Annotated in this window: 21 protein-coding genes; 7 read left to right on the top strand and 14 right to left on the bottom strand. The window is 65.4% G+C overall.

Going from position 1 to position 23,876, the window contains the following annotated elements; all coding sequences use genetic code 11:
- Window position 1: 1 nt before the first annotated feature.
- The 12 genes from GUI70_RS01365 to GUI70_RS01310 all read right to left on the bottom strand — a co-directional run bounded on the left by GUI70_RS01365 (window position 2) and on the right by GUI70_RS01310 (window position 12,935).
- Window positions 2-1,831, bottom strand: coding sequence for a hypothetical protein (locus GUI70_RS01365; RefSeq protein WP_161880468.1), 1,830 nt, complete (start codon window positions 1,829-1,831; stop codon window positions 2-4).
- Window positions 1,828-2,493 (bottom strand): GspMb/PilO family protein, encoded by a 666-nt coding sequence (locus GUI70_RS01360; RefSeq protein WP_161880467.1) that lies wholly within the window; start codon window positions 2,491-2,493, stop codon window positions 1,828-1,830. Before GUI70_RS01360 ends, GUI70_RS01365 begins: the two co-directional genes overlap by 4 nt.
- A complete protein-coding gene (locus GUI70_RS01355; protein WP_161880466.1) occupies window positions 2,490-3,170 on the bottom strand; it encodes a fimbrial assembly protein in 681 nt (226 codons plus the stop codon). Before GUI70_RS01355 ends, GUI70_RS01360 begins: the two co-directional genes overlap by 4 nt.
- A complete protein-coding gene (pilM, locus tag GUI70_RS01350) occupies window positions 3,163-4,341 on the bottom strand; it encodes a type IV pilus assembly protein PilM (protein WP_161880465.1) in 1,179 nt (392 codons plus the stop codon). The genes GUI70_RS01355 and pilM overlap by 8 nt, the downstream gene beginning before the upstream one ends.
- A gap of 240 nt (window positions 4,342-4,581) precedes the next feature.
- The gene (locus tag GUI70_RS01345) at window positions 4,582-5,286 is read right to left on the bottom strand and encodes an SDR family oxidoreductase (RefSeq protein ID WP_237724626.1); all 705 of its coding nucleotides are present in this window, start codon (window positions 5,284-5,286) and stop codon (window positions 4,582-4,584) included.
- Window positions 5,287-5,344: 58 nt separating this feature from the next.
- The gene (locus GUI70_RS01340; protein WP_161880464.1) at window positions 5,345-6,775 is read right to left on the bottom strand and encodes an arabinose isomerase; all 1,431 of its coding nucleotides are present in this window, start codon (window positions 6,773-6,775) and stop codon (window positions 5,345-5,347) included.
- A gap of 199 nt (window positions 6,776-6,974) precedes the next feature.
- Window positions 6,975-7,973 (bottom strand): rhamnose ABC transporter substrate-binding protein, encoded by a 999-nt coding sequence (rhaS, locus tag GUI70_RS01335; RefSeq protein WP_161880463.1) that lies wholly within the window; start codon window positions 7,971-7,973, stop codon window positions 6,975-6,977.
- Between the two features lie 35 nt (window positions 7,974-8,008).
- On the bottom strand, window positions 8,009-9,013 hold the full coding sequence (rhaS, locus tag GUI70_RS01330; RefSeq protein WP_161880462.1) for a rhamnose ABC transporter substrate-binding protein: 1,005 nt from the start codon (window positions 9,011-9,013) through the stop codon (window positions 8,009-8,011).
- 77 nt (window positions 9,014-9,090) lie between these two features.
- Window positions 9,091-10,071 carry an ABC transporter permease gene (locus GUI70_RS01325; protein WP_237724625.1) on the bottom strand — a complete coding sequence of 327 codons (981 nt, stop codon included), beginning with the start codon at window positions 10,069-10,071 and terminating at the stop codon, window positions 9,091-9,093.
- Window positions 10,068-11,087: an ABC transporter permease gene (locus GUI70_RS01320; protein ID WP_161880461.1), complete on the bottom strand. Its 1,020-nt coding sequence runs from the start codon at window positions 11,085-11,087 to the stop codon at window positions 10,068-10,070. The genes GUI70_RS01325 and GUI70_RS01320 overlap by 4 nt, the downstream gene beginning before the upstream one ends.
- On the bottom strand, window positions 11,084-12,613 hold the full coding sequence (locus GUI70_RS01315) for a sugar ABC transporter ATP-binding protein (RefSeq protein WP_237724624.1): 1,530 nt from the start codon (window positions 12,611-12,613) through the stop codon (window positions 11,084-11,086). Before GUI70_RS01315 ends, GUI70_RS01320 begins: the two co-directional genes overlap by 4 nt.
- Entirely contained in the window at window positions 12,606-12,935 is a 330-nt protein-coding gene (locus GUI70_RS01310; RefSeq protein ID WP_161880460.1) for an L-rhamnose mutarotase, read from the bottom strand. Before GUI70_RS01310 ends, GUI70_RS01315 begins: the two co-directional genes overlap by 8 nt.
- A 133-nt stretch (window positions 12,936-13,068) precedes the next feature.
- Between GUI70_RS01310 and GUI70_RS01305 the strand changes: the two genes are divergently transcribed.
- The 7 genes from GUI70_RS01305 to GUI70_RS01275 all read left to right on the top strand — a co-directional run bounded on the left by GUI70_RS01305 (window position 13,069) and on the right by GUI70_RS01275 (window position 21,495).
- Window positions 13,069-13,845: a DeoR/GlpR family DNA-binding transcription regulator gene (locus tag GUI70_RS01305; RefSeq protein WP_161880459.1), complete on the top strand. Its 777-nt coding sequence runs from the start codon at window positions 13,069-13,071 to the stop codon at window positions 13,843-13,845.
- A 67-nt stretch (window positions 13,846-13,912) separates the two neighbouring features.
- Complete coding sequence (rhaI, locus tag GUI70_RS01300; RefSeq protein ID WP_237724623.1) at window positions 13,913-15,127, top strand: L-rhamnose isomerase; 1,215 nt, start codon at window positions 13,913-13,915, stop codon at window positions 15,125-15,127.
- Window positions 15,128-15,181: 54 nt separating this feature from the next.
- Window positions 15,182-17,269 (top strand): bifunctional aldolase/short-chain dehydrogenase, encoded by a 2,088-nt coding sequence (locus tag GUI70_RS01295; protein WP_161880458.1) that lies wholly within the window; start codon window positions 15,182-15,184, stop codon window positions 17,267-17,269.
- A gap of 9 nt (window positions 17,270-17,278) precedes the next feature.
- Window positions 17,279-18,682 carry a rhamnulokinase gene (locus GUI70_RS01290; RefSeq protein ID WP_237724622.1) on the top strand — a complete coding sequence of 468 codons (1,404 nt, stop codon included), beginning with the start codon at window positions 17,279-17,281 and terminating at the stop codon, window positions 18,680-18,682.
- Window positions 18,679-19,470, top strand: a complete 792-nt coding sequence (locus tag GUI70_RS01285; protein ID WP_161880456.1) for a (Fe-S)-binding protein — start codon at window positions 18,679-18,681, stop codon at window positions 19,468-19,470. Before GUI70_RS01290 ends, GUI70_RS01285 begins: the two co-directional genes overlap by 4 nt.
- A complete protein-coding gene (locus GUI70_RS01280; protein ID WP_202630356.1) occupies window positions 19,467-20,888 on the top strand; it encodes a lactate utilization protein B in 1,422 nt (473 codons plus the stop codon). The genes GUI70_RS01285 and GUI70_RS01280 overlap by 4 nt, the downstream gene beginning before the upstream one ends.
- On the top strand, window positions 20,881-21,495 hold the full coding sequence (locus tag GUI70_RS01275; protein WP_161880455.1) for a LutC/YkgG family protein: 615 nt from the start codon (window positions 20,881-20,883) through the stop codon (window positions 21,493-21,495). The genes GUI70_RS01280 and GUI70_RS01275 overlap by 8 nt, the downstream gene beginning before the upstream one ends.
- A gap of 11 nt (window positions 21,496-21,506) precedes the next feature.
- Here the strand turns inward: GUI70_RS01275 and GUI70_RS01270 are convergent, their stop codons facing one another.
- Window positions 21,507-22,091 (bottom strand): cob(I)yrinic acid a,c-diamide adenosyltransferase, encoded by a 585-nt coding sequence (locus GUI70_RS01270; protein ID WP_161880454.1) that lies wholly within the window; start codon window positions 22,089-22,091, stop codon window positions 21,507-21,509.
- 60 nt (window positions 22,092-22,151) lie between these two features.
- Window positions 22,152-23,672: a 4-alpha-glucanotransferase gene (malQ, locus tag GUI70_RS01265; RefSeq protein WP_161880453.1), complete on the bottom strand. Its 1,521-nt coding sequence runs from the start codon at window positions 23,670-23,672 to the stop codon at window positions 22,152-22,154.
- Between the last annotated feature and the right edge of the window lie 204 nt (window positions 23,673-23,876).

Genomic DNA, 23,876 nt, shown 5'->3' with positions numbered 1-23,876 from the left:
CTCACCTTTTGTCGAGTTGGAGGATTTTGGTGGTGTTGTCGAGGGCCAGCGTGGCGCTTGAAGCGCTCACTTCGCGCACAATGATGTTGGTATCGGGAATGTTCTGGCCCACCGAGACGACCACGAAGCCCCGGTCGGTTCTGAAGACGGCGGTGTTGAGCGGCCCCAGCACGGCTGAACTGAAGCTCAGGTTGCGCTCCTGGACATAGCGCTCCAGGGAAGTCGGGGCGCTGGGCGCGGCGGGCGCAGCGGCGACGGGAGCGGCGTTGTCGAGCTGGGTGATCACGCCGGGGGTGGCCGGATTGGTGCCGGGGGTGCTGGCGCTGCCCGCCGCGCCGCTGAGCGGGCTGGTATCGGTGGACAGGCCCGGCAGCCCGCTTACGCCCGGCACACTGATGCTTGCCTGGGCCTGAGCGCGCGCCTGGGCAGCCTGCAGATCGGCCTCGCGCTTGGCTTGCTGGGCAGCGGCGAGCTTGGCCTTGGCGTCGGCGACGGCCTGTGCTCTGGCGGCCTTGTCGGCTTCCGATTTCTGGGCGGCGGCGAGCTTGGCGGCGGCGGCCTGCTGCTCGCGCAGTGCCTTGGCCTGGGCCTGCTCAGCTTTGAGCTGGGCAGCCTGGGCCTGCCGGGCTTCGAGTTGCGCTTGTTTCTGGGCCTGCTGCTGGGCAGCGGCCTGCTGCGCGGCGTCGCGTTTGGCCTGAGCGGCGGCCTGCTCGGCGGCGGCCTGTTGCTGGGCCGCTTGCTGTTTGGCCTGCTGGGCTTGTTCGGCGGCGGCTTGCTGTGCGGCCTGGCGCTGGGCCAATTCCTGCTGTGCGGCTTGCTGCGCGGCCTGCTGAGTGGCCTGGCGCTGGGCCAGTTCCTGCTGCGCAGCTTGCTGCTGATCTGCCTTTGCCTGTGCTGCTTGTGCTCGTGCTGCCTGAGCTTGGTCTGCCGTGGGCGCGCCACTCTGGATGTTGGGCGGCGGCAGAATGCCGCTGATGCGCGGGCCACTGCTGGGCGCGTTGTCTGCGCTGGCCGCACTGCTGTTGCCGCTGGGTCGGGACGCGCTGTCGGCCACCACGATGGGCGCACTGGGCAGCACCCCGGCAGTCCGCACCGGCGGCGTGATCTCGGCGGTGGGCGTCGCGGCAGGCGTGGACGGGGTCGCGGCGACCGGCGCGGCAGGGGTGGCGGCCGAGTTGGCGTCAGGCACCACCGTCAGTGGGCTGAAGGGATTGACCACCGGCACGGCGGCCAGCGGCTCGTCCGGGTTGATGCCCACCGGAGGACGCTGCACTTCCGCATTGGTCTCGCTGCCGGGAACATCGGTGACCACTGAAGGGCTGCCGGGGGCCGCAGGCGTGCCCGAACCGTTGGTTGCCGGGGTGGTGTCCCCGCTGCTCAGCGGCGGAATGACCAGCACGGCACTGGTGCGCGCAGGCGTCACGCCGCTGGTCACGGCCGTGCCGGGAGCGTCCGAGCTGGTCTGGGTGGGGCTGGCCTGGCTGGGTGCGGCGTTGTTCGGAGCCTGGGTGAGCGTGCCGGACAGCGGGGCGCGGGCGGTGGGCGTCTGCGGTGCAGTGCTCGGGGAACCCGTGGCCGACCCTGACGTCTTCGGACCGGTGCTGGCCGAAGTGGTGCTGGGCTGGCTGGCCTGGGCGCTGCTGCCGACCTGGGGTGCTTTGGTCTGGGCTGGATTGGTCTGTACCGGGCTGCTCTGGGTCTCGACGGCCTGGGCCTGCGCGCCCGCTTCGCGTCCGGTGTTCCAGGTGTACCAGCCGCCCACCAGGGCCACCAGCACCAGCACCGTCAGCAAAATCCGCATTTCCGGCGAGAGCTTGAGGGGAGCTTTCACGATTTGCCTCCGGTGGTCGGCGCGGCGGGGGCGGCGGGCGCAGGTGTGCCCGGTGTCGTACCGGAAGCCGGATTGGCTGGAGCGGGCTGGGCCGCCGAGGGGTCAAAGGTGTAGACCGTCATGTTGACCACGCCGTTGAGCAGCGGATCCGTGGCGTTGGGCGCAGGCAGGGTCATGTTGACGCTGGTGACCTTGGAGAAGCGGCCCATCGTTTCCACCGAGCGCAGGGTGCGAAAGATCGGCGCGAACTGGCCCTGCAAGCTGACGTTGAGGTTGACCGCCTGCACGCCCGGCGGCAGGTTGGTTTCGGTGCCGCCCTGCACGGTCACACCGTCGAGCTTGCCGCCCGCTGCGCCCACGCTGTCCTGAATGTCGCGGATGACCTGCCCCATCCGCACGGTGCTGGGCAGCGCCCGCACGAACACATCCTGCTTGTCTTCGAGCGCCCGCACATCGGCGCGCAGGCCCGGCAACTGGCTTTGCTTGGTTTGCAGGTCGCTGAGCTGGGTGCTGCTGGTGTCGAGGTTGCTCTGCAGCTCCTGGATGTTTTGCTGGCGGGCCTGAAACCGTGTGAAGTACCAGAGCACCAGCACCAACAGGCACAGACCCAGGACGATAAAGAACACGTCGCGGGGCTTGAGTTTGGGCAATTGCGCGTTCATTGTTTGACTCCGTTTGCCGGAGTGGCGCTGGGCGCGGCAGGCGCGGCGCTGCCGGGGGCTGCCGCGGGCGCAGTGGTGGCCGCTGCGCTCACGGGCGTGCCGGAGAGCTGCCCCACGGTGGCCGAGAAGGCGAAGTCGCTGGTGTCCGCGTTGCGCTGGGTGTTCTTGAAGTTCACGCCGTAGTTGTCCTGGTCGTAGGCGTTGAGGAAGTTGACCAGGGCGCTGGTGCTCAGTGCGGTGCCGCTCAGGTCGTATTCCTTGTCGGCGGGCTTGCCGTTGTAGAGACTGGCTGCGCCGTTGGCCGTCTGGTGCATGCTGAGGCTACTGAGCGCCACGCCGCCGGCCTGGGGCAGCTGCGCCACGAAGCGCGCCAGATCAGTCGACCAGTAGGTTTTGCCAGTGCTCAGGCTCTGGGCCGTCTGGCTGATGGCGGTGAGCCGGGTCTTGTCGGCGGTCAGGCTGCGGTACTCCGGAGCCACTGATGACTGCAAGGCGCTGATCTGGCCGTTCTGGTCATCGAGCTTGTTTTGCAGGTTGCCGACCTGGGTGCCCACCACGATCTCGGGAATGGCGATCGCCAGCAGGGTCACAGCCGCAGCGGCAGCTGAAGCGTACATCCAGACGTTGGGTTCGGTGCGGCGGCGGTACTGCGGCGGAAGGAGGTTGATCTCAACCACGCGAATTCACCCCCCGGAGGGCCAGGCCCAGCGGCACGGTGAATTCCGGTGCGTTGGTCTGGAGGTAGCCGGTGTCCACGCTGGCCTGGTCGGTCTGCACGGTCAGCCAGGGGCTGGCGACCTCCACCCGGAAGCCCAGCGCGTCGCTGATGGCGGCGGCCAGGCCGCGCAGCTTGGCTCCGCCCCCGGCCAGGAAGGTCCGGTCGATGACGATGTCGCCCGACTGCACCCGGTAGAACTCCATTGAGCGCCGCACCTCGGTGATCAGTTCGCCCAGCACCGGGCGCACCACCTCGAAGACGCGCGCCGGGCTGTACTGCTCTCTGGCATTGTCGAAGTTGAGCAGGTCTTCCTCATCCTCGGTCGGGGTGGTGGCGGTGGCATAGCCGATCTTGACCTCCTCGGCCGAAGCGAAATCGAGGTCGAAGGCTTTCTGCAGGGCGGTGGTGAAATCGTCGGCGGCCACGTTGATGTTGCGGGCCATCAGGACCCTATCGCCGCGCACCAGACTGATGACACTGCTGCTCGCGCCGATTTCCATGACCAGCGCCACCTCGCCGCCCTCGGTGTAGTTGGTGCCGGTGAGGGTGCTCTTGGTGAGGTGCTCGCCAAGCAGGTTGCCGCGTAGGGCGCGCAGGGTGCAAAACGACTTGAGGTCGATGACGGTGGGTTCCAGGCCCGCCAGCCGCAGGACTTCCACCTGCCGGGCAATTGCCTCGGTGGGAGCCGCCGCGATCACCACTTCCATCTGGCCGTCGTCGCTGGCACCGGGAATGTCGCCCAGCACATCGAAGTCAAGACTCACCTCGTCGATCGGGTAGGGGATGTAGCGCTCGGCCTCCCACTTGATGGCTTCTTTGAGTTCCTTGGGGTCCATGCGCGGCACCATGATGTTGCGGGTCACGGCCTGCTGGTTGGGCACCGCCGTCACGACGTGCTTGGTGGTGATGCGGTGCTGCGCGAGCAAGCGCTTGAGTTCGCTGGCGACAGCCTGCGGCTCGATCACCAGGCCGTCGCGCATGCTGCCAATCGGGGTCGGAGTCATGACCGCGTGTTGCAACACCGGGGGCGAACCGGGCTTGAGAACCACCACTTTGATGGAACTCGTCCCGATCTCGACCCCGATGGCCACCGGTTTTGGATTGATGAGCCGTTGTAGAAAACTCGACATGCTGCCTCCAGGAGTTGCGTTGATTTTACCATTTCCTCACGAATGTTCATGTGGAAGGGCCACTCCTGCATCTGGTGAAAGAGAGCGGAAGGGGGCGCGACGTGGGCATCAGATCATGTTCGCGCTTTCAATTTTCTGACAGCCGCGAAAAAGCTGCCGGGGCCGTCTGGAAGCCCAAAAAGCCGCGCTCCTGGCCGCAAGGTGGGCCGGAGCGCGCAGAGAGGAGCAGTGGAGCGGGTTTTACTTGCGTGGCGGCTGGGCGGGGCGCACCTCGACGCGGCTGGGCAGCGTGCGGGCGGGCATTTTCACCAGGTCCATCACGATCTGGGCGATGTCTTCGGGCTGAATTTTCCAGGCATCCTGTTCGGAAGGGGTGTGACCGCCGAAATGGGTCGCCACCGAGCCGGGCATGATCTGGGTGACCTTAATGTTCAGGGGGCGTAGGTCGAGCATCATCACTTCCGACAGACCGTTGAGACCGAATTTGGAAGCGTTATAGGCTCCGCCGCCCGCGAAAGGATTTTTGCCCGCCAGGCTCGAGAGGGTGATTACGTAGCCGTGCGACTCCTTGAGGTAGGGAATGGCCGCCTTGACCGTGAAGAAGGCACCGGTCAGATTGGTATCGATAACGGCCTGCCAGTCCTCGGCGCTGAGGTCCTGAATCGGAGCGAAGTGGCCCACCCCGGCATTGACGAACAGCACGTCCAGCCCACCGAACGCCTCGGCGTGGGCTTTGGTGACCTGCTCGACGCTGGCGAGGTCGCGCACATCGCACACCACGCCGCGCGTGCCCTCGCCGAGCTTCTGGGCCGCCGCCTCGATCTCAGTTTGGTCACGGCTGGTGATGGTGACGCGGTAGCCTTCCTGCACCAGCGCCTCGGCGGTGGCGTAGCCGATGCCCTTGCTGCCGCCGGTAATCAGCGCACTTTTCATCTTGGAGGTCATGGCCGAAATCTAACACGCGGGGGGCGCTGTTCTACAGGGTTCTCCAGGCCGCAGCCGCTCAGCACACCTGCACCACCTCCAGCCCCAGCAGTGCGCCGAGCTTGTGCAGTTGCCCGGCCAGATGCCCCACCCCGACCGCGCAGTGGTGGGCGGGTCCCTGGGTGTTCCAGGCTTCCACGAAGCGCCGCGCGCCCACGGAGAAGCGGTAGCGGCTGTTGGTGTTGCCGATTTCCAGAATCGGTCCCGCCATGCTCTCGCCCTCAGCCACCAGGAGTTTGAGGCGGCTGCCGCTCTCCACCACCGACAGCAGCGTCACCGGGCCGCGCTGCACCGACATCTCCACGCTCAGGCCGCGCCCGACCTTGCCGTGATACACCTCCAGCGGGCGCACCCGGGTCTTGCCCTGGGCGATACCGATGTGGCCGGGTCCGTCGTGCCCCATCAGCACCACGTCATCGTTGAAGTCCAGCGCGTAGTACTCGGTGAACGAACCGCCCGCGCCGAGGGCGTCCATGATCTTCATGGCCTGGACATTCTTGATTTCAAACTCTCCGGCCACCGGAATGCCGCGCGCGGTCAGCAGCGAGCAGCCCAGAATCACCGAGCTGATCACGTCCTCGTTCTCGTGGCCCGGCACCGACTCGGCGAAGTAGGCCAGCGAACCGAGGTCGTGGCGTTCCACCAGGCGGTCGAGCGCCACACTGGTCCGGGCAGCGCGAATCAGTTCGGCCGGGTCGCAGTCCGGTTGAATCTCAAATTCATGCTGGAACAGGGCCACCCGCTCGCCCGCCTCAGCCTCGCTCACGTTCCGCCGCAGGACCGCGAGTTCGTCGAGTTCCACCATTTCCAGGTGGGTGCCGAAGGTAATGGCCTGCAAGGTGGGGTCCGAGTAGATGTCGAGCATGCCGTTGTAGTAGCGGCCCATCAGCCCCAGGCGGGTGTGGGCCATGATGTGCGCCACGCGCGCCGCCGCCAGCCAGCCGTCCACCTCGCTCCAGACGTGCGCGTCGCCTTCCAGTACGCCGGTCACCTGAAAAAAGGGCAGCCCGGCGCGGGTCAGCACGTTGGCGATTTCCGGCACCGGGCAGGCCGAGCAGTAAGCCAGCCACTCGCCGGTCATTTTCGTGCGGTCGCCCAGCGCGTTGAAGCGGGCATAGTCGATGGCCGCCGTGGGTTGCAGATTGAGAATGATCACCGGCACGCCCGCCCGCCGGAGCACCGGCAGCACGGTGGAAGAGAGCGCGTAGGTCGTGACGTATAGAAACAGAAGGTCCACGTCGCCCTGCCGGAAAGTGTGACCAGCGGCCAGCGCTTTTTCGGGCGAGTCGATCAGGCCGAGGTTGACCACTTCCACGCCGGGGCGCGTGAGGTGGTCGGCCACCTGCGAGACGTAACCCCTGAGCCGGTCTTCTAATCCTTCGAACTGCGGCCAGTAGGCTTCCAGACCGATGCCGAAGAGGCCGACCTTGAGCGGATAGGTGGGGGGCATGAGACTCCTTGTCATCGCTGCTTGTGGCCTATGAACACAGCGGGAGAGGGCAGGCGGGCATACGGCGGCCGCCGCAGAGAGCAAAGGAACGTCGGAAAGCAAAACCGCCTTCGCCCGGTGGGGAGCGTTGGCGGTTCAAAAGGCAGGGCTGGGTCAGGTGTGCGGTGCGCTTTTTCCCACGCCCCACTGCCCACGGGCCTCAGAAATCGAACTTGTCGATGTTGGCCTTGTCGAAGGTGTAGGGCGGCCCCAGCACGATCTCGCCGTTCTTGCCGACGGTGTACTTGCCGAGTTTGCCCGCCGTGAACGTCTCGCCCTGCTTGCCGGTGATCTGGCCGCTGGCCAGTGCCGCCGCCGCATAGGTGGCGAGGTAGCCCACGTCGCCGGGGTTCCACAGCTGAAAGGCCGAAACGGTGCCGTCCTTGACAAACGAGCGCATCTGGTTGGGGGTGCCCAGGCCAGTCAGCATGACCTTGCCCTTTTGCGCGCTGGTCGAGAGGTAACGCGCGCCCGCCGAGATGCCCACCGTCGTCGGCGAGATGACGCCCTTGAGGTTCGGGTAGGCCTGAATCAGGCCCTGCATCTCGGTGAAGGACTTCTGGTCGTCGTCGTTGCCGTAAGCAATCTTGACCAGCTTCATGTCCTTGTACTTGGGCAGCTTGAGTTCTTCCTGCATCCACTTGATCCAGGTGTTCTGGTTGGTGGCGTTGGGCGTGGCCGACAGAACGGCGATGTCGCCCTTGTAGTTGATCAGCTTGCCGAGCAGTTGCACCTGGGCGCGGCCAATGCCTTCCGAGTTGGCCTGGTTGATAAAGAGGGTGCGGCCCTCGGGAGTGGTGTCGGAGTCCATCGTAACGACTTTCATGCCGCTCTGCATGGCCCGCTTGAGGTAGGGAATCAGGGCGTTGGCGTCGTTGGCCGCCAGAATCAGGGCGTCCTGGCGCTGGGCGATGGCGGTGTTGATGTAGCTGACCTGAGAACTCGCGCCCGCGTCGGAGGGGCCCACCACCTTGGCGCTGGCCCCGATCTCCTTGGCCGCGTCCAGGCCGCCCTTGGTCTCGATGACGTTGTAGGGGTTGTTGATGTTCTTGGGCAGCAGGGTGATCTTGAGGCCTTTCTTGAGGGCGGGGGTCTGGGCCAGGGCCAGCGTGCTGAGGCCGAGGGCCAGGGCGGACAGGAGCAGGGTGCGCTGTTTCATAAAACCTCCGGAACACATGAATCTGAAAAGAGAGATCAGAAATTGAACTTGTCGATGTTGCTCTTGTCGAAGGTGGTGGGCGGTCCCAGCACCACTTCGCCGTTCTTGCCGACGGTGTACTTGCCGAGCTTGCCCGCCGTGAAGGTCTCGCCCTCTTTGCCGGTGATCATGCCGCTGGCGAGCGACCCGGCGGCGTAGGCGGCCAGGTAGCCCAGATCGCCGGGGTTCCAGAGTTGGAAGGCCGTCACGGTGCCGTCCTTGACAAACGAGCGCATCTGGTTGGGGGTGCCCAGGCCGGTCAGCATGACCTTGCCTTTCTTGGGGCTGGTAGAGAGGTAGCGTGCCGCCGCCGCCACGCCCACGGTGGTCGGCGAGATCACACCCTTGAGGTTGGGGTAGGCCTGGAGGAGGCCCTGCATCTCGGTGAAGGACTTCTGATCCTCGTCGTTGCCGTAGGCGATCTTGACCAGCTTCATGTCCTTGTAGGCGGGCTTCTTGAGTTCATCCTGCATGATGGCGATCCAGGCGTTCTGGTTGGTGGCGTTGGGCGTGGCCGAGAGAATAGCGAACTCGCCCTTGCCGCCCATCAGCTTGGACATCAGCTCGATCTGCCCCTTGGCGATGCCGTCACTCTTGGCCTGGTTGATGAAGATGTTGCGTCCGTCTGGCGCGACGTCCGAATCGAAGGTGACGACCTTGATGCCCTGGGCCATGGCCCGCTTGAGGGAGGGCACCAGCGCGTTGGCGTCGTTGGCGGCCAGCACGATGGCGTCCTGGCGCTGGGCGATCAGGGTGTTGATGTAGCTGACCTGCGAGCTGGCCCCGCCGTCCGACGGCCCCACCGCCTTGCCGACGCCGCCGAACTCCTTGATGGCCGCCAGGCCACCGTTGTCGGTGGTGGTGAAGTAGGGAATGTTGATGATCTTGGGCAGAAAGGCGATCTTGAGATTCTTCTTGAGGCTGCCGGTCTGGGCCAGGCCTACGGCGCTGAGCAGGCCGAGGCTGAGGGTCAGGGCGGACACGGTAAGGCGCTTGTTCATACTTCCTCCAGGGCGTGTTGGGAGCCGGGTAAGGGGCAAAAGTAGGTTGAATCAGGGTGCGGTCAGGCCGCCTGGCGCTAGCTCACGGCTCTCCCCCTGGCCCGGCGCTCACGGGCCGAGCGCACCCGGGCGAGCAGGTTGGGCAGCAGCACCGAGAAGATCAGCAGCAGGCCCGTCACGATGGTCAGAATCTCGTTGGACACGTCCACGATGGTCAGTGCGCCGTTGATGATGCCGATCAGAAAGACGGCGGCCACCGTGCCCACGACGCTGCCCTTGCCGCCGAAGATGCTGACCCCGCCGAGCAGCACCGCCGCGATGACGCTGAGTTCGAAGCCCGAAGCGTTGTCGGCCCGCGCACTGGCAAAGCGGAAGGTGTAAACCGTTCCGGCCAGCGCCGACATCAGGCCCGAGAGGACGAACAGGCTCAGCTTGACCCGCGTGACCTGGAGTCCGGCGAAACGGGCGGCGATCTCGTTGGCCCCGATGGCGTAGAGGCTTCTTCCGAAAGCCGTGCCGTGCAGCACAATGGCGGTGATGACCGCCAGCACCGCGAACAGCGCCATCGGTATGGGAATCTGGGTGCCGGGGATACTGCCGAAGCCCAGGTTGGTATAGAAGGCCGGAAAGTCGGCGATGGCCTTGTCGCCCAGCACCACGTAGGCCAGCCCCCGGTAGAGCGCCAGCGTGCCGATGGTGACGGCCAGCGAGGGCAGCCCCAGCCGGGTGACCAAGAGACCGTTGAACAGCCCGGCCAGCCCGCCGACTCCGAAGGCCGCCAGAATTGCCAGCGGCATCGGCCAACCCGCCGCGAAGAGTGCGCCCAGCACCGCACTGCACAGTCCCAGGATGGACGCTACCGAGAGATCGATCTCGGCCACCAGAATGATCAGGGTCATGGTCAGCGACATCAAAGCGACCTCGCTGAAATTGGCGGTCAGGAACGACAGATTCGAGGCGGTCAGAAAGTCGGGTGAGAGAAGTGCGCCGCCGAACAGGGCCACGAACACCAGCACGATAACGCTCAGTTCCCAGCCGAGCAGACCGCGCCGCTTCACGATTGCCTGCCCTTGGCCGCCCGCCGCGCCGCACTGCGCGAGGCCAGCATGTCGAAGCTGATGGCCGCCAAGAGGAGTGCGCCCTGAATGGCCTGCTGGTAAAAGCCCGGTGCCCGCAGCGTGACCAGGGCGCTGCCCATCACGCCGAGGAGCAGCGCTCCGACGCCCGCACCGAAGAGGGTGCCCACGCCGCCGTTGATGCTGACGCCGCCGACCACCGCCGCCGCGATGACCTGAAGTTCCAGGCCGGTTCCGGCAGTGGCGTCCACCGTACCGAAGCGGGCCAGATACAGCACCCCGGCCAGCCCGGCAATCGCGCCGCTGAGGGCGAAGCCGATCATGGTGCGGCGCTTGACGTTGATGCCCGCCAGCACCGCCGCCTCCGCGTTGGACCCCAGTGCGTAGTACTCGCGTCCGCCCCGGTAGTTGCCCAGATAGATGCCGAAGCCGAGCATGACCACCAAGACCAGCAGCACCAGATTGGGAATGCCCAGCACGCTGCCGGTGGCAAAACCCAGGAAGGCGGGCGGCAGGTTGGAGGCGTTGATCTGCCCGCCGTGCACCACCGCGTAGGTGACGCCCCTGAAGACATACAGTGTACCGAGCGTGGCGACCAGCGCCGGGACTTTGCCGTAGGCGACCAGCAGGCCGTTGACGCTGCCCAGCACTGCGCCCAGCAGCAGTCCGAACACGAAGGCCAGCGGCAGTGGCAACCCCGGAAAGGCCACGAACAGCGAGCCGGAGAGGAAAGCGCTGAGGCCCACCACGCTGCTGACGCTCAGATCGACGTGCTTCATCAGCAAGATGATGGTCTCGCCCACGACCACCAAAGCGATGATGGCGACGTTGAGAAACAGGTCCTTGAGGCTGCCGAAACTCAGGAACAGCGGGTTGATGGCCGCCGTGCCGAGCGTGACGATCAGCAGCAGCGCCACCAGACTGACCTCACGCACCCGCAGGAGCCGAGCAAACCAGTTCTGGGACGGAGCGAGCGTGGGGGCGGCGCGTCCGGTCATGCCGCTCCCTCCTGGCGTTTGTGCTGCCCGGTCGCCAGGTACATCACGGCCTCCTCGCTGGCCTGGGCGCGGCTGACCTCGCCCACCAGTTCGCCCTCACGCATCACCAGAATGCGCCCCGCCATACCCAGCACTTCCGGCAGATCGCTGGAAATCATCAGCACCGCCAGTCCTGACGCGGCCAGCTCCGACAAGGTTCGATGCACCTCGGCCTTCGCGCCCACGTCGATGCCGCGCGTCGGCTCGTCCACGATCAGCACGCTGGGATTCGTCGCCAGCCACTTGGCCAGCACCACCTTCTGCTGGTTGCCGCCCGACAAGCTGCTGGCCGGGTCGGACAAACTGTGCGCCTTGAGCCGCAGCTTCTCGGTCCACTGGCGGGCATTGTCGGCCTCGGCGGCGCGGTCCATCAGCCAGCCCTTGCGAAGCCGGTTCAGGATGGCGAGGTTGGCATTTCTCTCGATGCTCATGTCCATTACCAGTCCTTGCTGGCGGCGGTCTTCCGGCACCAGGCCGAGGCCTGCGGCCATGGTCGTCTGCGGGCTGAGCGGCGTGAGGACATGCCCGTTCACTTTCACCTCGCCCGCCTCGCGCGGATCGATGCCGAAGATGGCCCGCGCCACCTCGCTGCGCCCGGCCCCGACCAGCCCCGCCAGCCCGACGATCTCGCCCCGGCGCACTTCAAAACTGATGTTCCTGAAGACACCCGGCTGAGTGAGGCCGCGCACCGAGAGTGCCACCTCGCCGAGCTGTGCCTCGCCGTGCGGGTACAGTTCGCCCAGATCACGCCCGACCATCTGCCGCACGACTTTATCGGTGTCGTACTCGGCAATGGGGCCGCTCGACACCCACATTCCGTCGCGCATGATGGTGACGCGCTGGCACTCGGCGAAGACCTCCTCCAATCGGTGGGTGATGAACAGCACCGCCGCGCCGCGTGCCCGCAGGCTTCGGACCACCTTGAACAGGCGTTCGGTTTCCGACAAGGTCAGCGCCGCCGTCGGCTCGTCCATGATCAGAATGTTGGCGTTCAGGGACAGCGCCTTGGCAATCTCGACGAGTTGCTGATCGGCGATGCTCAGGCCGCGCACCCGCCGGGCCGGGTCGAGGTTGACGCCCAGCTCGCTCAGAATCTTCGCCACCTGCTGGCGCATGGTCGCCCGGTCAATCCGGCCCAGACCTGCCAGCGGTTGCCGCCCCATCAGCACGTTCTCAGCCACGCTGAGGTCGGGAAAGAGGGTCGGTTCCTGATAAATGATGGCGATGCCCGCCGCCGTCGCCTCGCCGGGCGAGTGGAAATTGGCGTCCTGCCCGCCGACTTGCAGTGCGCCACTGTCGCGGCGGTGAACTCCGGCCAGAATCTTGACGAAGGTGGATTTGCCCGCCCCGTTCTCGCCGAGCAGGGCGTGCGCTTCGCCGGGAAACAGCTCGATGCTCACGTCCGAGAGCGCCTGCACCGGGCCGAAGGCTTTGCTGGCATGGCTGAGGGTCAGCAGCGGCGGTGTGCTCGTCGGCGTCTCAGTCAAGGTGAAACACCTCGTTCAACTGCAAAAAGCCCTGATCGGGCGTGCCTTCGAGGTCCACGAAGAAGGAAGCCATCTCGGCTTGCCAGCGGGCGTTGACCTCTGTCTTCGCCATGCCGGACTGCGCCGCTGCCAGATCGGGTGTTTCAAAGTAGCCGACGAGCAGGCCGTCATCCTTCAAGAAGAGGGAGTAGTTGTGCCATCCCGTTTCCGAGAGGGCCGCGAGCATGTCGGGCCAGACCGATTGGTGGCGGGTTTTGTATTCGTCCAGACGCTCCGGGCGCACCTGGAGCAGAAAGCAGACTCGGTGATGCGGTGTCGACATAAGCTCCCAGAACGCAAAGAGACGTGGGGTGGCAAACGGGTGGGTCAACTGTGAACTGGCCCCATTCAACACCACTTCACAAAAGATTGCAAGAGCTTGTTATTTTTTGTGCCTTTGATGTTAGGATATGACTATGCCAAGCGACAATGTGGCTCCCTTGCCGGGGAGGCAGCAAGACATCCTGCGCCGCGCCCTGAGCGAGAAGGTGGTGCGGATCAAGGATCTGGCCGCCGAGTTTGGCGTACATGAAATGACGGTGCGCCGCGACCTCGATGCGCTGTGCGAGCAGGGTAAGCTGCTGCGGGTTCACGGCGGCGCGCAACTGCTCGACAAGACCAGCGAGGAACTCTCGCAGTCGATGCGGGCCGCGCAGAACGTGGACGCCAAGGAGCGCATCGCCAGAGCAGCCCTGGGCCTGATCCACGACGGTGACACGTTGGCGCTTGACGCCAGCACGACCTCGCTGGCGCTGGCCCGCTTGCTGCCCGCCCGCAAGGTGCAGGCCATCGCCTGTAGCCTCGACGCTGCCAACGTCCTTTCCGCCGCTGGCGTGCCATTTCTGATGGTCGGCGGGAACTTTCATGCCCCTGCCCGCTCGTTCGTCGGGGCGTTTTTCACCGACGCCATGCAGCGCCTTCATCCCGACCTGGTGTTTTTTTCGGCCAAGGGCTACGCGCCGGGGGCAGGGTTCACCGACCCGCACCTGCCGGAAGTCGGAGCCAAGCAGGCCCTGATTCGCAGCGGCAGCAGCGTGGTGGCGCTGCTCGACAGCAGCAAGCTGGGCCGCCGGGCGCTGGCGACGATTGCCACCCACGCCGATATCAACACCCTGATCACCGAGGCCGAGCCGACGCCCGACCTGCGCCGCCAGCTCGATGAGGACGACATTCAGCTGATCGTGGCCGAGTGATAAGAAAGCCCTTGAGTCAGCCCATCAGACCCGATCTCATTTCCGCTTCCCTGCCCAAAGGAGCCACATGACCCCCGCCCGCCTGACTCCCGATCTCCTGCAAGCTCTCAAAAGCCAGCGCATTGAGACCCCCTCGTGGGGCTACGGCAACTCTGGCACCCGCTTCAAGACCTTCGCCGCTCCCGGTGCGGCCCGCGACATCTGGGAGAAGCTCGACGACGCTGCCGAGGTCCAGCGCCTGACCGGTATCGCGCCCGGCGTGGCGCTGCACATCCCCTGGGACGAGGTCGAGGACTACGGTGAGCTGGTCAGGTACGCGGCCCAGCGCGGCCTGACCCTCGGCGCAATCAATCCCAATGTCTTTCAGGACGAGGCCTACCGGCTCGGCAGCGTCACCAATCCGGATGAAGCGGTGCGCGAACAGGCCATCGCGCATCTGCTCGATTGTGTTGAGGTGATGAAGAAGACCGGCAGCCGCGACCTCTCACTGTGGTTTGCCGACGGCACCAACTACGCCGGGCAGGACGATCTGCGCGCCAGAAAGCACCGGATGCGCGCAGCTCTGAAGCGCGTTCACGACGCCCTGCCCGAAGGCACACGGATGCTCATCGAGTACAAGCTGTTCGAACCGGCCTTCTACGCCACCGATCTGTTCGACTGGGGCGCGTCGTATGCCCACTGCCTCGCTATCGGCGACAAGGCCCAGGTGCTGGTCGATCTCGGGCACCACGCACAGGGCGTCAACATCGAGCAGATCGTGTCTTTTCTGCTCGACGAGGGGCGGCTGGGGGGATTCCACTTCAACGCCCGCCGCTACGGCGACGACGACCTGATCGTGGGCACGTCCAACCCGTTCGAGCTGTTCTGCATTTACGCTGAGCTGGTCTTCGCCGCGCAATCAGCCGACGACCTGACCTGCCGCACCGCCCAGAACCTGGCTTACATGATCGACCAGAGTCACAACATCGAGCCGAAGGTGGAAGCCATGCTGCAAAGTGTGCTGAATTGCCAGGAAGCCTACGCCAAGGCGCTGCTGATCGACCGGGACCTGCTGAAAGAAGCGCAGGGCCAGGGTGATGTGCTGGCCGCCCACCGCGTGATGATGGACGCTTTCAAGACCGACGTGCGCCCACTCTTGATGGAACTCCGCGCCGAAATGGGCCTCAACCCTGAGCCGATTCAGGCGCACCGGGCGGGCGGTTATCAGGAAAAAGTTGCTCGTGAGCGCGGCATCCAGACCGGCGGCGGCGGCTATCCGGTCAAGGAACAAGTCAGAAGCTAACCCGCTGGTCTGTGCCATCACCCACGTTCTAAAACCCAATCTGCAAGGAGCCTTATGACCGACACCCAGCCGCGTTCAACCCTGATCGAAAACCGCTGGAACGACGCCGACGCGCCCAACTCGGACGGCCTCACCTCGCTTTCCTACCGCTCCAACCTGCTCGGCTCGGACCGCACCCTGGTCAATATCTACGGCGGCAACACCAGCACCAAGAGCGTGGAGAAAGACCACCTGGGCCGCGACGTGACGGTGCTGTGGGTCAAGGGGTCGGGGTCGGACATCGCCACCATCACCCCAGCAGGCTTTGCTGGACTCAAGCTCGACGAGGTGCTGCCCCTGTTCGACCGCGCCGAGATGACCGACGAGGAGATGACGGCTTACCTCGACCGTACCGCCTTCAAGGTGGGCCGCCCGCGCCAGAGCATCGAGACGCTGCTGCACGCCTTCGTTCCGGCCAAACACGTCGACCACACCCACCCCGACGCCCTCATTGCCATCGCCTGCACACCCAACGGCCCCGACGTGATGCGCGAGATCTACGGCGACAGGGCCGCCTGGGTGGACTACATCCGGCCCGGCTTTACCTTATCGCAGCAGATCGGCGCAGCGGTGCGCGGCAATCCCAAGCTGGAAGCTGTCGTGATGGGCAAGCACGGTCTGGTCACCTGGGGCGACACGTCCAAAGCGAGTTATGAGAAGACCTTGCAGATCATCGGTGAGGCCCAGGCCTACCTCGACGCCCATGCCGAGGCCCAGCCGTTCGGCGGTGCGAAGGTTCAGAGCGTGCCGGACGATCAGAGAAATGCGCTGCTGACAGCGGTGCTGCCGCTGCTGCGCGGCGCGATGAAAGGAGCGCGTCCGGTGATTCTGGACGTGGACACCTCGCCGAACATTCTGGAATTCGTCAACTCCAATGCCGCTGCTGGACTCTCGCAGGTGGGCGCGGCCTGCCCGGATCATCTCGTGCACACCAAGCGGGTGCCGCTGTACCTCGCCTGGACGCCGGAGCAAGGACTTGACGGCCTCAAAGCCGCAGTACAGGACGGCGTACAGCGCTTCAAGACCGAGTACGCCGCCTACTTCGACGCCAACAAGTCGGAGGGCGACGTGATGTTCACGCCCTCACCGCGCGTGGTGCTGATTCCGGGGCTGGGCATGGTGACCAGCGGTCCCGACGCCCAGGGAGCCGACGTCTCGCGTCAGCTGTATACCCGCGCCATTCAGGTCATGAAGTCGGCCAGCAGCCTCAGCGGCTTCGTGAGCCTGTCGGCGGCCGAGAGCTACGCCATCGAATACTGGCCGATGGAACTCTACAAACTCAGCCTCAAACCCGCGCCCAAAGCGCTGGAAGGCCACGTGGCGCTGATCACGGGCGCGGCCAGCGGTATCGGGCGGGCGATTGCCCACCGGCTGGCGGCGGACGGCGCGCATATCGTCGTCGCTGACTTGAACGCGGACGGCGGCCAGACGGTGGCGGAAGAAGTGACCAAGCAGCGCGGTTACCGCCGCGCCACCAGCGTCGGCATGAATGTGACCGAGGAGGAGCAAGTCATCCACGCGTACCGCCACGCCGTGCTGACCTACGGCGGCGTGGACATTGCCGTCAACAACGCGGGCATCGCTTCCAGCGCCCCGATCGAGGACACCTCGCTGGAGATGTGGAACCGCAACCAGAGCATTCTCTCCACCGGTTACTTTCTGGTGGCCCGCGAGGCGTTCCGGCTGATGAAATCGCAGGGCACGGGCGGCAATCTGGTGTTCATCGGCAGCAAGAATTCGGTGGCGGCGGGCAAGAACGCGGCGGCTTACAGCGCGGCCAAGGCCGCTGAGTTGCACCTGGCCCGCTGTCTGGCCGAGGAGGGGGGTGCTGCGGGCATCCGGGTCAATTCGGTGCTCCCCGACGGCATCCTCGCCGGGAGCAGCATCTGGGACGGCAAATGGCGGGCCGAGCGGGCGGCGACCTACGGCATTGAACCCGACAAGCTCGAAGAGTTCTACCGCAACCGCACCACCCTCAAGGTGAATGTGCTGCCTGAGGACATCGCCGAGGCGACCTACTGGTTGACCTCGCCCGCTGCCGCCAAAACGACCGGCGGCGTGATCACGGTGGACGGCGGGGTGCCGACGGCGTATGTGCGCTGAGGACACGTGGTGACTTCCCGCTCCTCCCGCCACATTGCCATTGACCTGGGAGCCTCCAGTGGTCGGGTTGCCCTGGGGACCATCGAAGGCGGCAAGCTCCAGGTCAAGATCCTTCATCGCTTTCCCAACGGCGGCGTCCCGGTGCGCGGACAGCTCTATTGGGACATTCTGGGCCTGTGGCGCGAGATTCTGCACGGCCTTAAGCTGGCGTCAAATCACGGTCAGATTGCCAGCGTGGGCGTCAACTCCTGGGCGGTGGATTACGGCCTGATCGATCAAGGCGGTACCCTGCTCGGTCAAGTTCACCATTACCGCAGCTCGCGCCTCAGCGGTGTCATGGAGAGGGTGCGGGCGCAGCTCTCCGATGAGGCCATCTACAGCGACACCGGCATTCAGTTTCTGCCGTTCAACACGCTCTATCAGCTGGCCGCCGAAGCGCCTGAGACACTGGAGCGGGCCAACAAGTTACTGATGATTCCCGATCTGTTGCACTTCTGGCTGTGCGGGTTGGCTGTCACCGAGCGCACCAACGCCAGCAGCACGCAGTTCTACAACCCTCAGACTGGAGGCTGGGCCGCCGGGTTGCTGGACGGCCTGGGCATCCCCACCCAACTGTTGCCGGAAATCGCGGAATCCGGCACGGCGCTGGGCCAGCTAACCCCGGAGGTGGAGCGCGAAACCGGGCTGAGCGGCGTTCAAGTGATCTTGCCCGCCACCCACGACACCGCCTCGGCAGTGGCGGCGGTTCCAGCGCAAGGCCAGCGCTGGGCCTACGTGTCCAGCGGCACCTGGAGCCTGGTCGGCATCGAGACGCCCCGGCCCATCATCAGTGAGCGAAGCCTGGCCGAGAACCTGACCAATGAGGCGGGCGTGGGCGGCCGCACCCGCCTGCTCAAGAATCTGATGGGGCTGTGGATCATCCAGCAGTGCAACGAGGTCTGGAAGCTGGACTACGCCGACCTCTACGCTCAGGCCGCCGAAGTCGAGCGCGGCCCAACCATCAATCCTGACGACGCCCGCTTTCTGCCGCCCGGCGCGGATATGCCTGAGCGGGTGCGGACCGCGTGTGCCCAGAGTGGCCAGACCCCGCCCCAGACCCCCGCCGAGATCACCCGCTGCGTCCTCGGCAGCCTGGCATTCAAGACAGCCCAGATTCTCAGCACGTTGGAAGAAGTCAGCGGCCAGCAGATCGACACCGTGCACGTGGTCGGCGGCGGCTCGCAGATCACGCTGCTCAACCAGTTGATCGCCGATGCCAGTGGCAAAACCGTGATCGCAGGCCCGGTGGAGGCCACCCTGATGGGCAACCTGCTGATTCAGGCGGGCCTGGCCCCCAGTGATTTGCGCCGCACCGTGCGAGACTCGTGCGAGTTGCAGACCTTCTCGCCAAATGCGGCTCCGGTTCAATCATGAACATAGACCTCTTCATCACCTGCCTCAACGACGCCCTGTTTCCCCAGACCGGGCTGGCGACGGCGCGGCTGCTGCGGCGACTGGGGCACACCGTCCATTTTAACGAGGCCCAGACCTGCTGCGGCCAGATGCATTTCAACACTGGCTACCAGAAAGAGGCCCTGCCGCTGATTCGCAAATTCGTCAACGATTTCCGCGACTCGGAAGTGATCGTGGCCCCCAGCGGTTCCTGTGTGGCCTTCGTGCGCGATCTTTACCCCAGGGCGGCGGAGTGGGCCGGGGATGACGGGCTTTTACAAGAAGTCACCGAACTGGGCAAGCGCACCTACGAACTCAGCGAGTTTCTGGTCAGGGTGCTGGGGGTGGAGGATGTCGGCGCGTACTACCCGCACCGCGTCACCTACCACCCGACCTGCCACGCGGCGCGGCTGCTGCGGGTGGGCGACGCGCCGCTGAAATTGCTGCGTAAGGTGCGCGGCCTGACCTTGATTGAGCTGCCTGCCAGCGATCAGTGCTGCGGCTTCGGCGGCACCTTCAGCGTCAAGAATCCGGAAACCAGCACGGCGATGCTGGCCGACAAGGTGCAGAACGTGTTGGGCACCGGGGCCGAGTTGTGTACGGCGGGCGACAACTCCTGCCTGATGCATATCGGCGGCGGCCTGAGTCGCCTCCAGAGCGGCGCGGGCGTGGTGCATCTGGCCGAGATTCTGGCGAGTACCGAGTCAATGGGTGCTGGAAACTCGGAAACCATCGGCGCGATGCAGGTCAGCGCGGAGGCCCTGCTGTGAGCGCCGGAGGCATTCGCCCGCCGCGCCCGTTTCCCGATGCGGCCCGCGAAACCTTGCAGGACACCCAGATGCGGCGCAACCTCAAGCACGCCACCACCACGATTCGTGAAAAGCGCCTGCGGGCGGTGGCTGAGCTGCCCGATTGGGAAGAGATTCGCACACGCGGCGCAGCGCTCAAGGATGTCGCCCTGGCCGACCTGGCCGAGCACCTGCTGATGCTGGAGGCCAGCGTGAAGCGGCGGGGCGGGCAGGTGCACTGGGCCCGGGACGGGAAGGAAGCCCGCCGTATCGTGGCCGACCTCGCCGCCGCGCACGGCGCGAAGGAAATCATCAAGGTCAAGAGCATCAGTAGCGACGAGATCGAGCTGAACGCCGAGCTGGAAGCGCGGGGCATTCACGCCGTCGAGACTGATCTGGCCGAGCTGATCGTACAACTCGCTGGGGACACACCCAGCCATATCCTCGTTCCGGCCATTCACAAGAACCGGGCAGAGATCCGTGAGCTGTTCCGGCGCGAACTCGGTGCCGACTTGCCCACCGACGAGCCGAAGGTGCTGGCTGAGGCGGCTCGGCTGTACCTGAGAGAGAAATTCCTGACCACCAAGGTGGCCGTCTCCGGCGCGAATTTCGCCATTGCTGCCACCGGAACAGTCTGCATCGTGGAATCGGAGGGCAACGGGCGGATGTGCCTGACCCTGCCGGACGTGCTGATCTCGGTGATGGGCATCGAGAAGGTGCTGCCCGAGTGGGCCGACATCGCGCCGTTCATGCAACTGCTGCCGCGCAGTTCGACCGCCGAGCGCATGAATCCCTACACCAGTTTCTGGAGCGGCGTGACGCCCGGCGACGGCCCGCAGGAATTCCATCTGGTCCTGCTCGATAATGGGCGTACAGACGTGCTGGCCGACAAAGTGGGCCGGGAAACCCTGCGCTGCATCCGCTGTTCGGCCTGTCTGAACGTCTGCCCAGTGTACGAGCGGGCGGGCGGCCACGCTTACGGCAGCGTCTACCCCGGCCCCATCGGCGCGATTCTGACGCCGCAACTGCTGCAACTGGAAGACGACAACGCCAACTCGCTGCCCTGGGCCAGCAGTCTGTGCGGGGCCTGTTATGACGCTTGCCCGGTCAAGATCAACATTCCCGAAATCCTGATTTACCTGCGCGGACAGATCACGCCGCACAAAACACCAAATGCGGAGAGTATCGCTATGAAGACGGCGGCCTGGATTTTCAACGAGCCGTTCCGCTTCGAGGGCGCGCTCAAACTGGCCCGCATCGGTCAGGGACCACTGGTGCAGCACGGCGCAATTCACGCCCTCCCCGGTCTGCTCGGCGGCTGGACGAGTTCGCGCAACCTGCCCGCCTTTCCGGCCAAGTCCTTCCGCGAACTGTGGCGCGAAGAAGGCCAACATGGGTAACGAGGCCCGTCTGGAGATTCTGACCCGCATCAACCGGGCAACCGCAGCGGGGGAGAGGCCCCAGGTTGAGCGAACCGCCGTTCCTGCTTCTGTCCGCCCCCACGCCGAGATCGTGGCCCAGTTTGCCGAGTACGCCGCCGAGTACCGCGCCGAGGTTCACCGCGTTTCCGAAGCTGAGCTGGCTGCTCTCCTCACCAAGTTGCTGGCCGCACAGAACGTGCTGGTTCCCGAGGGGTTTCCCGCTCAGGTTCTCCTACAACTCACGCCCCGCAAACCGCAGGCCACCCACGCCGACCTCGCCGCCTACGACGCTGTGCTGACCACCTGCGCCGTCGCTATTGCTGAAACCGGCACCGTTGTTCTTGATCACGGTCCCGGCCAGGGGCGGCGGGCGCTGACCCTGATTCCGGACCGGCACATCTGCGTGGTGCGCTCCGAGCAGGTCGTCGAGAGCGTGCCGCAGGCGGTGGCTGCTTTGCAAGCGGCAGTGGAAGCTGGGCGGCCTCTGACCTGGATCAGCGGGCCGAGCGCGACGAGCGACATCGAACTCAGCCGTGTGGAGGGCGTTCACGGCCCGAGGCGACTGGAGATCGTGCTGGTGGAGTAAGCGCTCGGCTCTTACTCCGCCGCCTTGCGCCTCGGCTTGACCTTCCAGGCTTCCTCGCTTAGCCCAGCGCGGGCGTTCACGGCGCGGGCCATCACGAACAGCAGATCCGAAACCCGGTTGAGGTAGATCTGGGCCTGAAGGTTGGCTTCCTCCACGTCCATCAGCCGCAGCACATCGCGCTCGGCCCGCCTCGTCACGCTGCGGGCCACGTGTAGGCTGGCTCCCACGGGTGTGCCGCTGGGGTGAATGAAGTGCGTCAGCGGGGCCACGCCGTCCTGGTAGCGGTCGATCACCGTTTCCAGGTAAGCCACGTCCTGCTCGTCCATGCGGGCGATGTTCTTGGCGTAGGGACTGTCCTGGCGGGTGGCGAGGTCGGCGCCCAGGTCGAACAGGGCGTTTTGCAGGTATTCGAGATCGGTTTCCGCGTCGGCCTGCGGCGTGTGAGAGCGGGCGTTGTGGGCGCGCGCCAGGCCCAGCACGCTATTGAGTTCGTCCACCGTGCCGTAGGCCTCCACGCGGGGGTGGGCTTTGCTCACGCGGTCTGCGCCGTAGAGTCCGGTCTGGCCGCCGTCGCCGGTGCGGGTGTAGAGTTTCATGCCGTCAGGGTAGAGCAAACGGCCCACCTGACTCTGAACGAACGCCCACGACTTTTCGCTCTAGATTTTGCGCCCGGTCCGCTCGGTCAGGTCGCGGAGCTGTCCGGCCAGTTCGTGAGTCACCACGCCGCTGCGGTAGCGCCAGGTCCAGTTCTCGGGGCCGGTGCTGCCCGGCAGGTTCATGCGGTCCTCACTGCCCAGGTTGAGCAGGTCTTGCAGCGGCACCACCGCCAGGTTGGCTTTCGACCCGAAGGCGATCTCGGTCAGCATCCAGGCGAAATCCTCCTCGCTGGGGTCGCTGTGGGTATACACCCGGAAGGTATGACGCTCGTCCTCGCCCGCGTTGCGCCACCAGCCGCGCGTGGTGTCGTTGTCGTGGGTGCCGGTGTAGACGACCTGGTTTTCTTTGAGGTTGTGCGGCAGGAAGGCGTTCACGGCGAAGTCGCCGCCGCCGAAGGCGAATTGCAGCACCGCCATGCCCGGCAGGCCGTAGTCGTCGCGCAGCGCTTCCACGTCCGGCGTGATGACGCCCAGGTCCTCGGCGATGATCGGGAGGTCGCCCAGCGCTTCCTGCACGGCCTTGAACATCGGATGGCCCAGTGCGGGCTTCCACTCGCCGATCATGGCCGTCTCAGCGGGGTACGGAATTTCCCAGTACCCGGCAAACCCCCGGAAGTGGTCGACCCGGATCAAATCGTAGAGTTTCAGGCTGGCCTGAAAGCGGCGAATCCACCACCGGAATTTGTCTTTCTGCATGGCGTCCCAGTCATAGAGCGGATTGCCCCACAGCTGGCCGGTGTCGCTGAAGTAGTCCGGCGGCACGCCCGCCACCACCGTTGGCTGGCCCTCGTCGTCAAAGAAGAACTGCTCGGGGTTGGCCCAGGCGTCCGAGGAATCCATCGCCACGAAAATGGGAATGTCGCCGATGACCTGCACACCCTGGTCGGCGGCATAACTGCGAATGGCCGTCCACTGCTGGAAAAACAGGAACTGCTGGAAGGAGTAGCGCTCGATTTCGCGGTTCAACCGGGTGCGGGCCTCGGTCATGGCCCCAGCCTCGCGTCTGCGAATCGGCAGCGGCCAGGTGTTCCAGGGCAAGCCGCCCTGCTCGTTTTTCAGCGCCATGAACAGGGCGTAGTCTTCCAGCCAGTGCTGCTCGCTGGCCTTGAAGGTGCCGAACTCGGCGTCGAGTTCGCCCATCTCGCCCTCGGCCCGGCCCGCCTCGAAGTGTGAGAAGGCCCGGCTGAGCATCTGGTTGCGCCAGATGTACTGCAAGCCGAAATCCACCCGGTCCTTGCCGAAGTCCGGCACGGCGTCAAAGTCCACGTCGAGTAACAATTCCTGCTCGCGCAGGGTATCGAGGCACACCAGATAGGGGTTGCCCGCGAAGGCCGAGAACGCCTGGTAGGGGCTGTCGCCGTAGCCGGTGGGGCCGAGCGGCATGACTTGCCAGTAGTGCTGCCCGGCAGCCGAGAGCCAGTCGACCCAGCGCCGGGCCTCCTCGCCGAGTTCACCGATGCCGTAAGGGCCGGGCAGGCTGGTGGGGTGCAACAAAACGCCACTGGAACGGGAAATACTCATGCAGTCTCCTTGACTGGAAGCGTCGCCCCTCGCGCTCTAACGTGCGCGTCGCGGTGGGGCTGGAACCACTTCCACTGATAGCCGGGATTGTAGCAAGGCGGCGGCGCGCGCAAAGATACACCCCAGGACAACGGGCCTTAAGGAAACGGCGCTCCGGAAAAATGGCCCCCAGCACCACGTGGGTGCAGGAGGCTGGAAGGTCTC

Source organism: Deinococcus alpinitundrae, assembly GCF_009982895.1.
GTDB lineage: Bacteria > Deinococcota > Deinococci > Deinococcales > Deinococcaceae > Deinococcus > Deinococcus alpinitundrae.
Note: the sequence above shows the minus strand (reverse complement) of the source record. Positions and strands in the feature narration are given on the sequence as shown.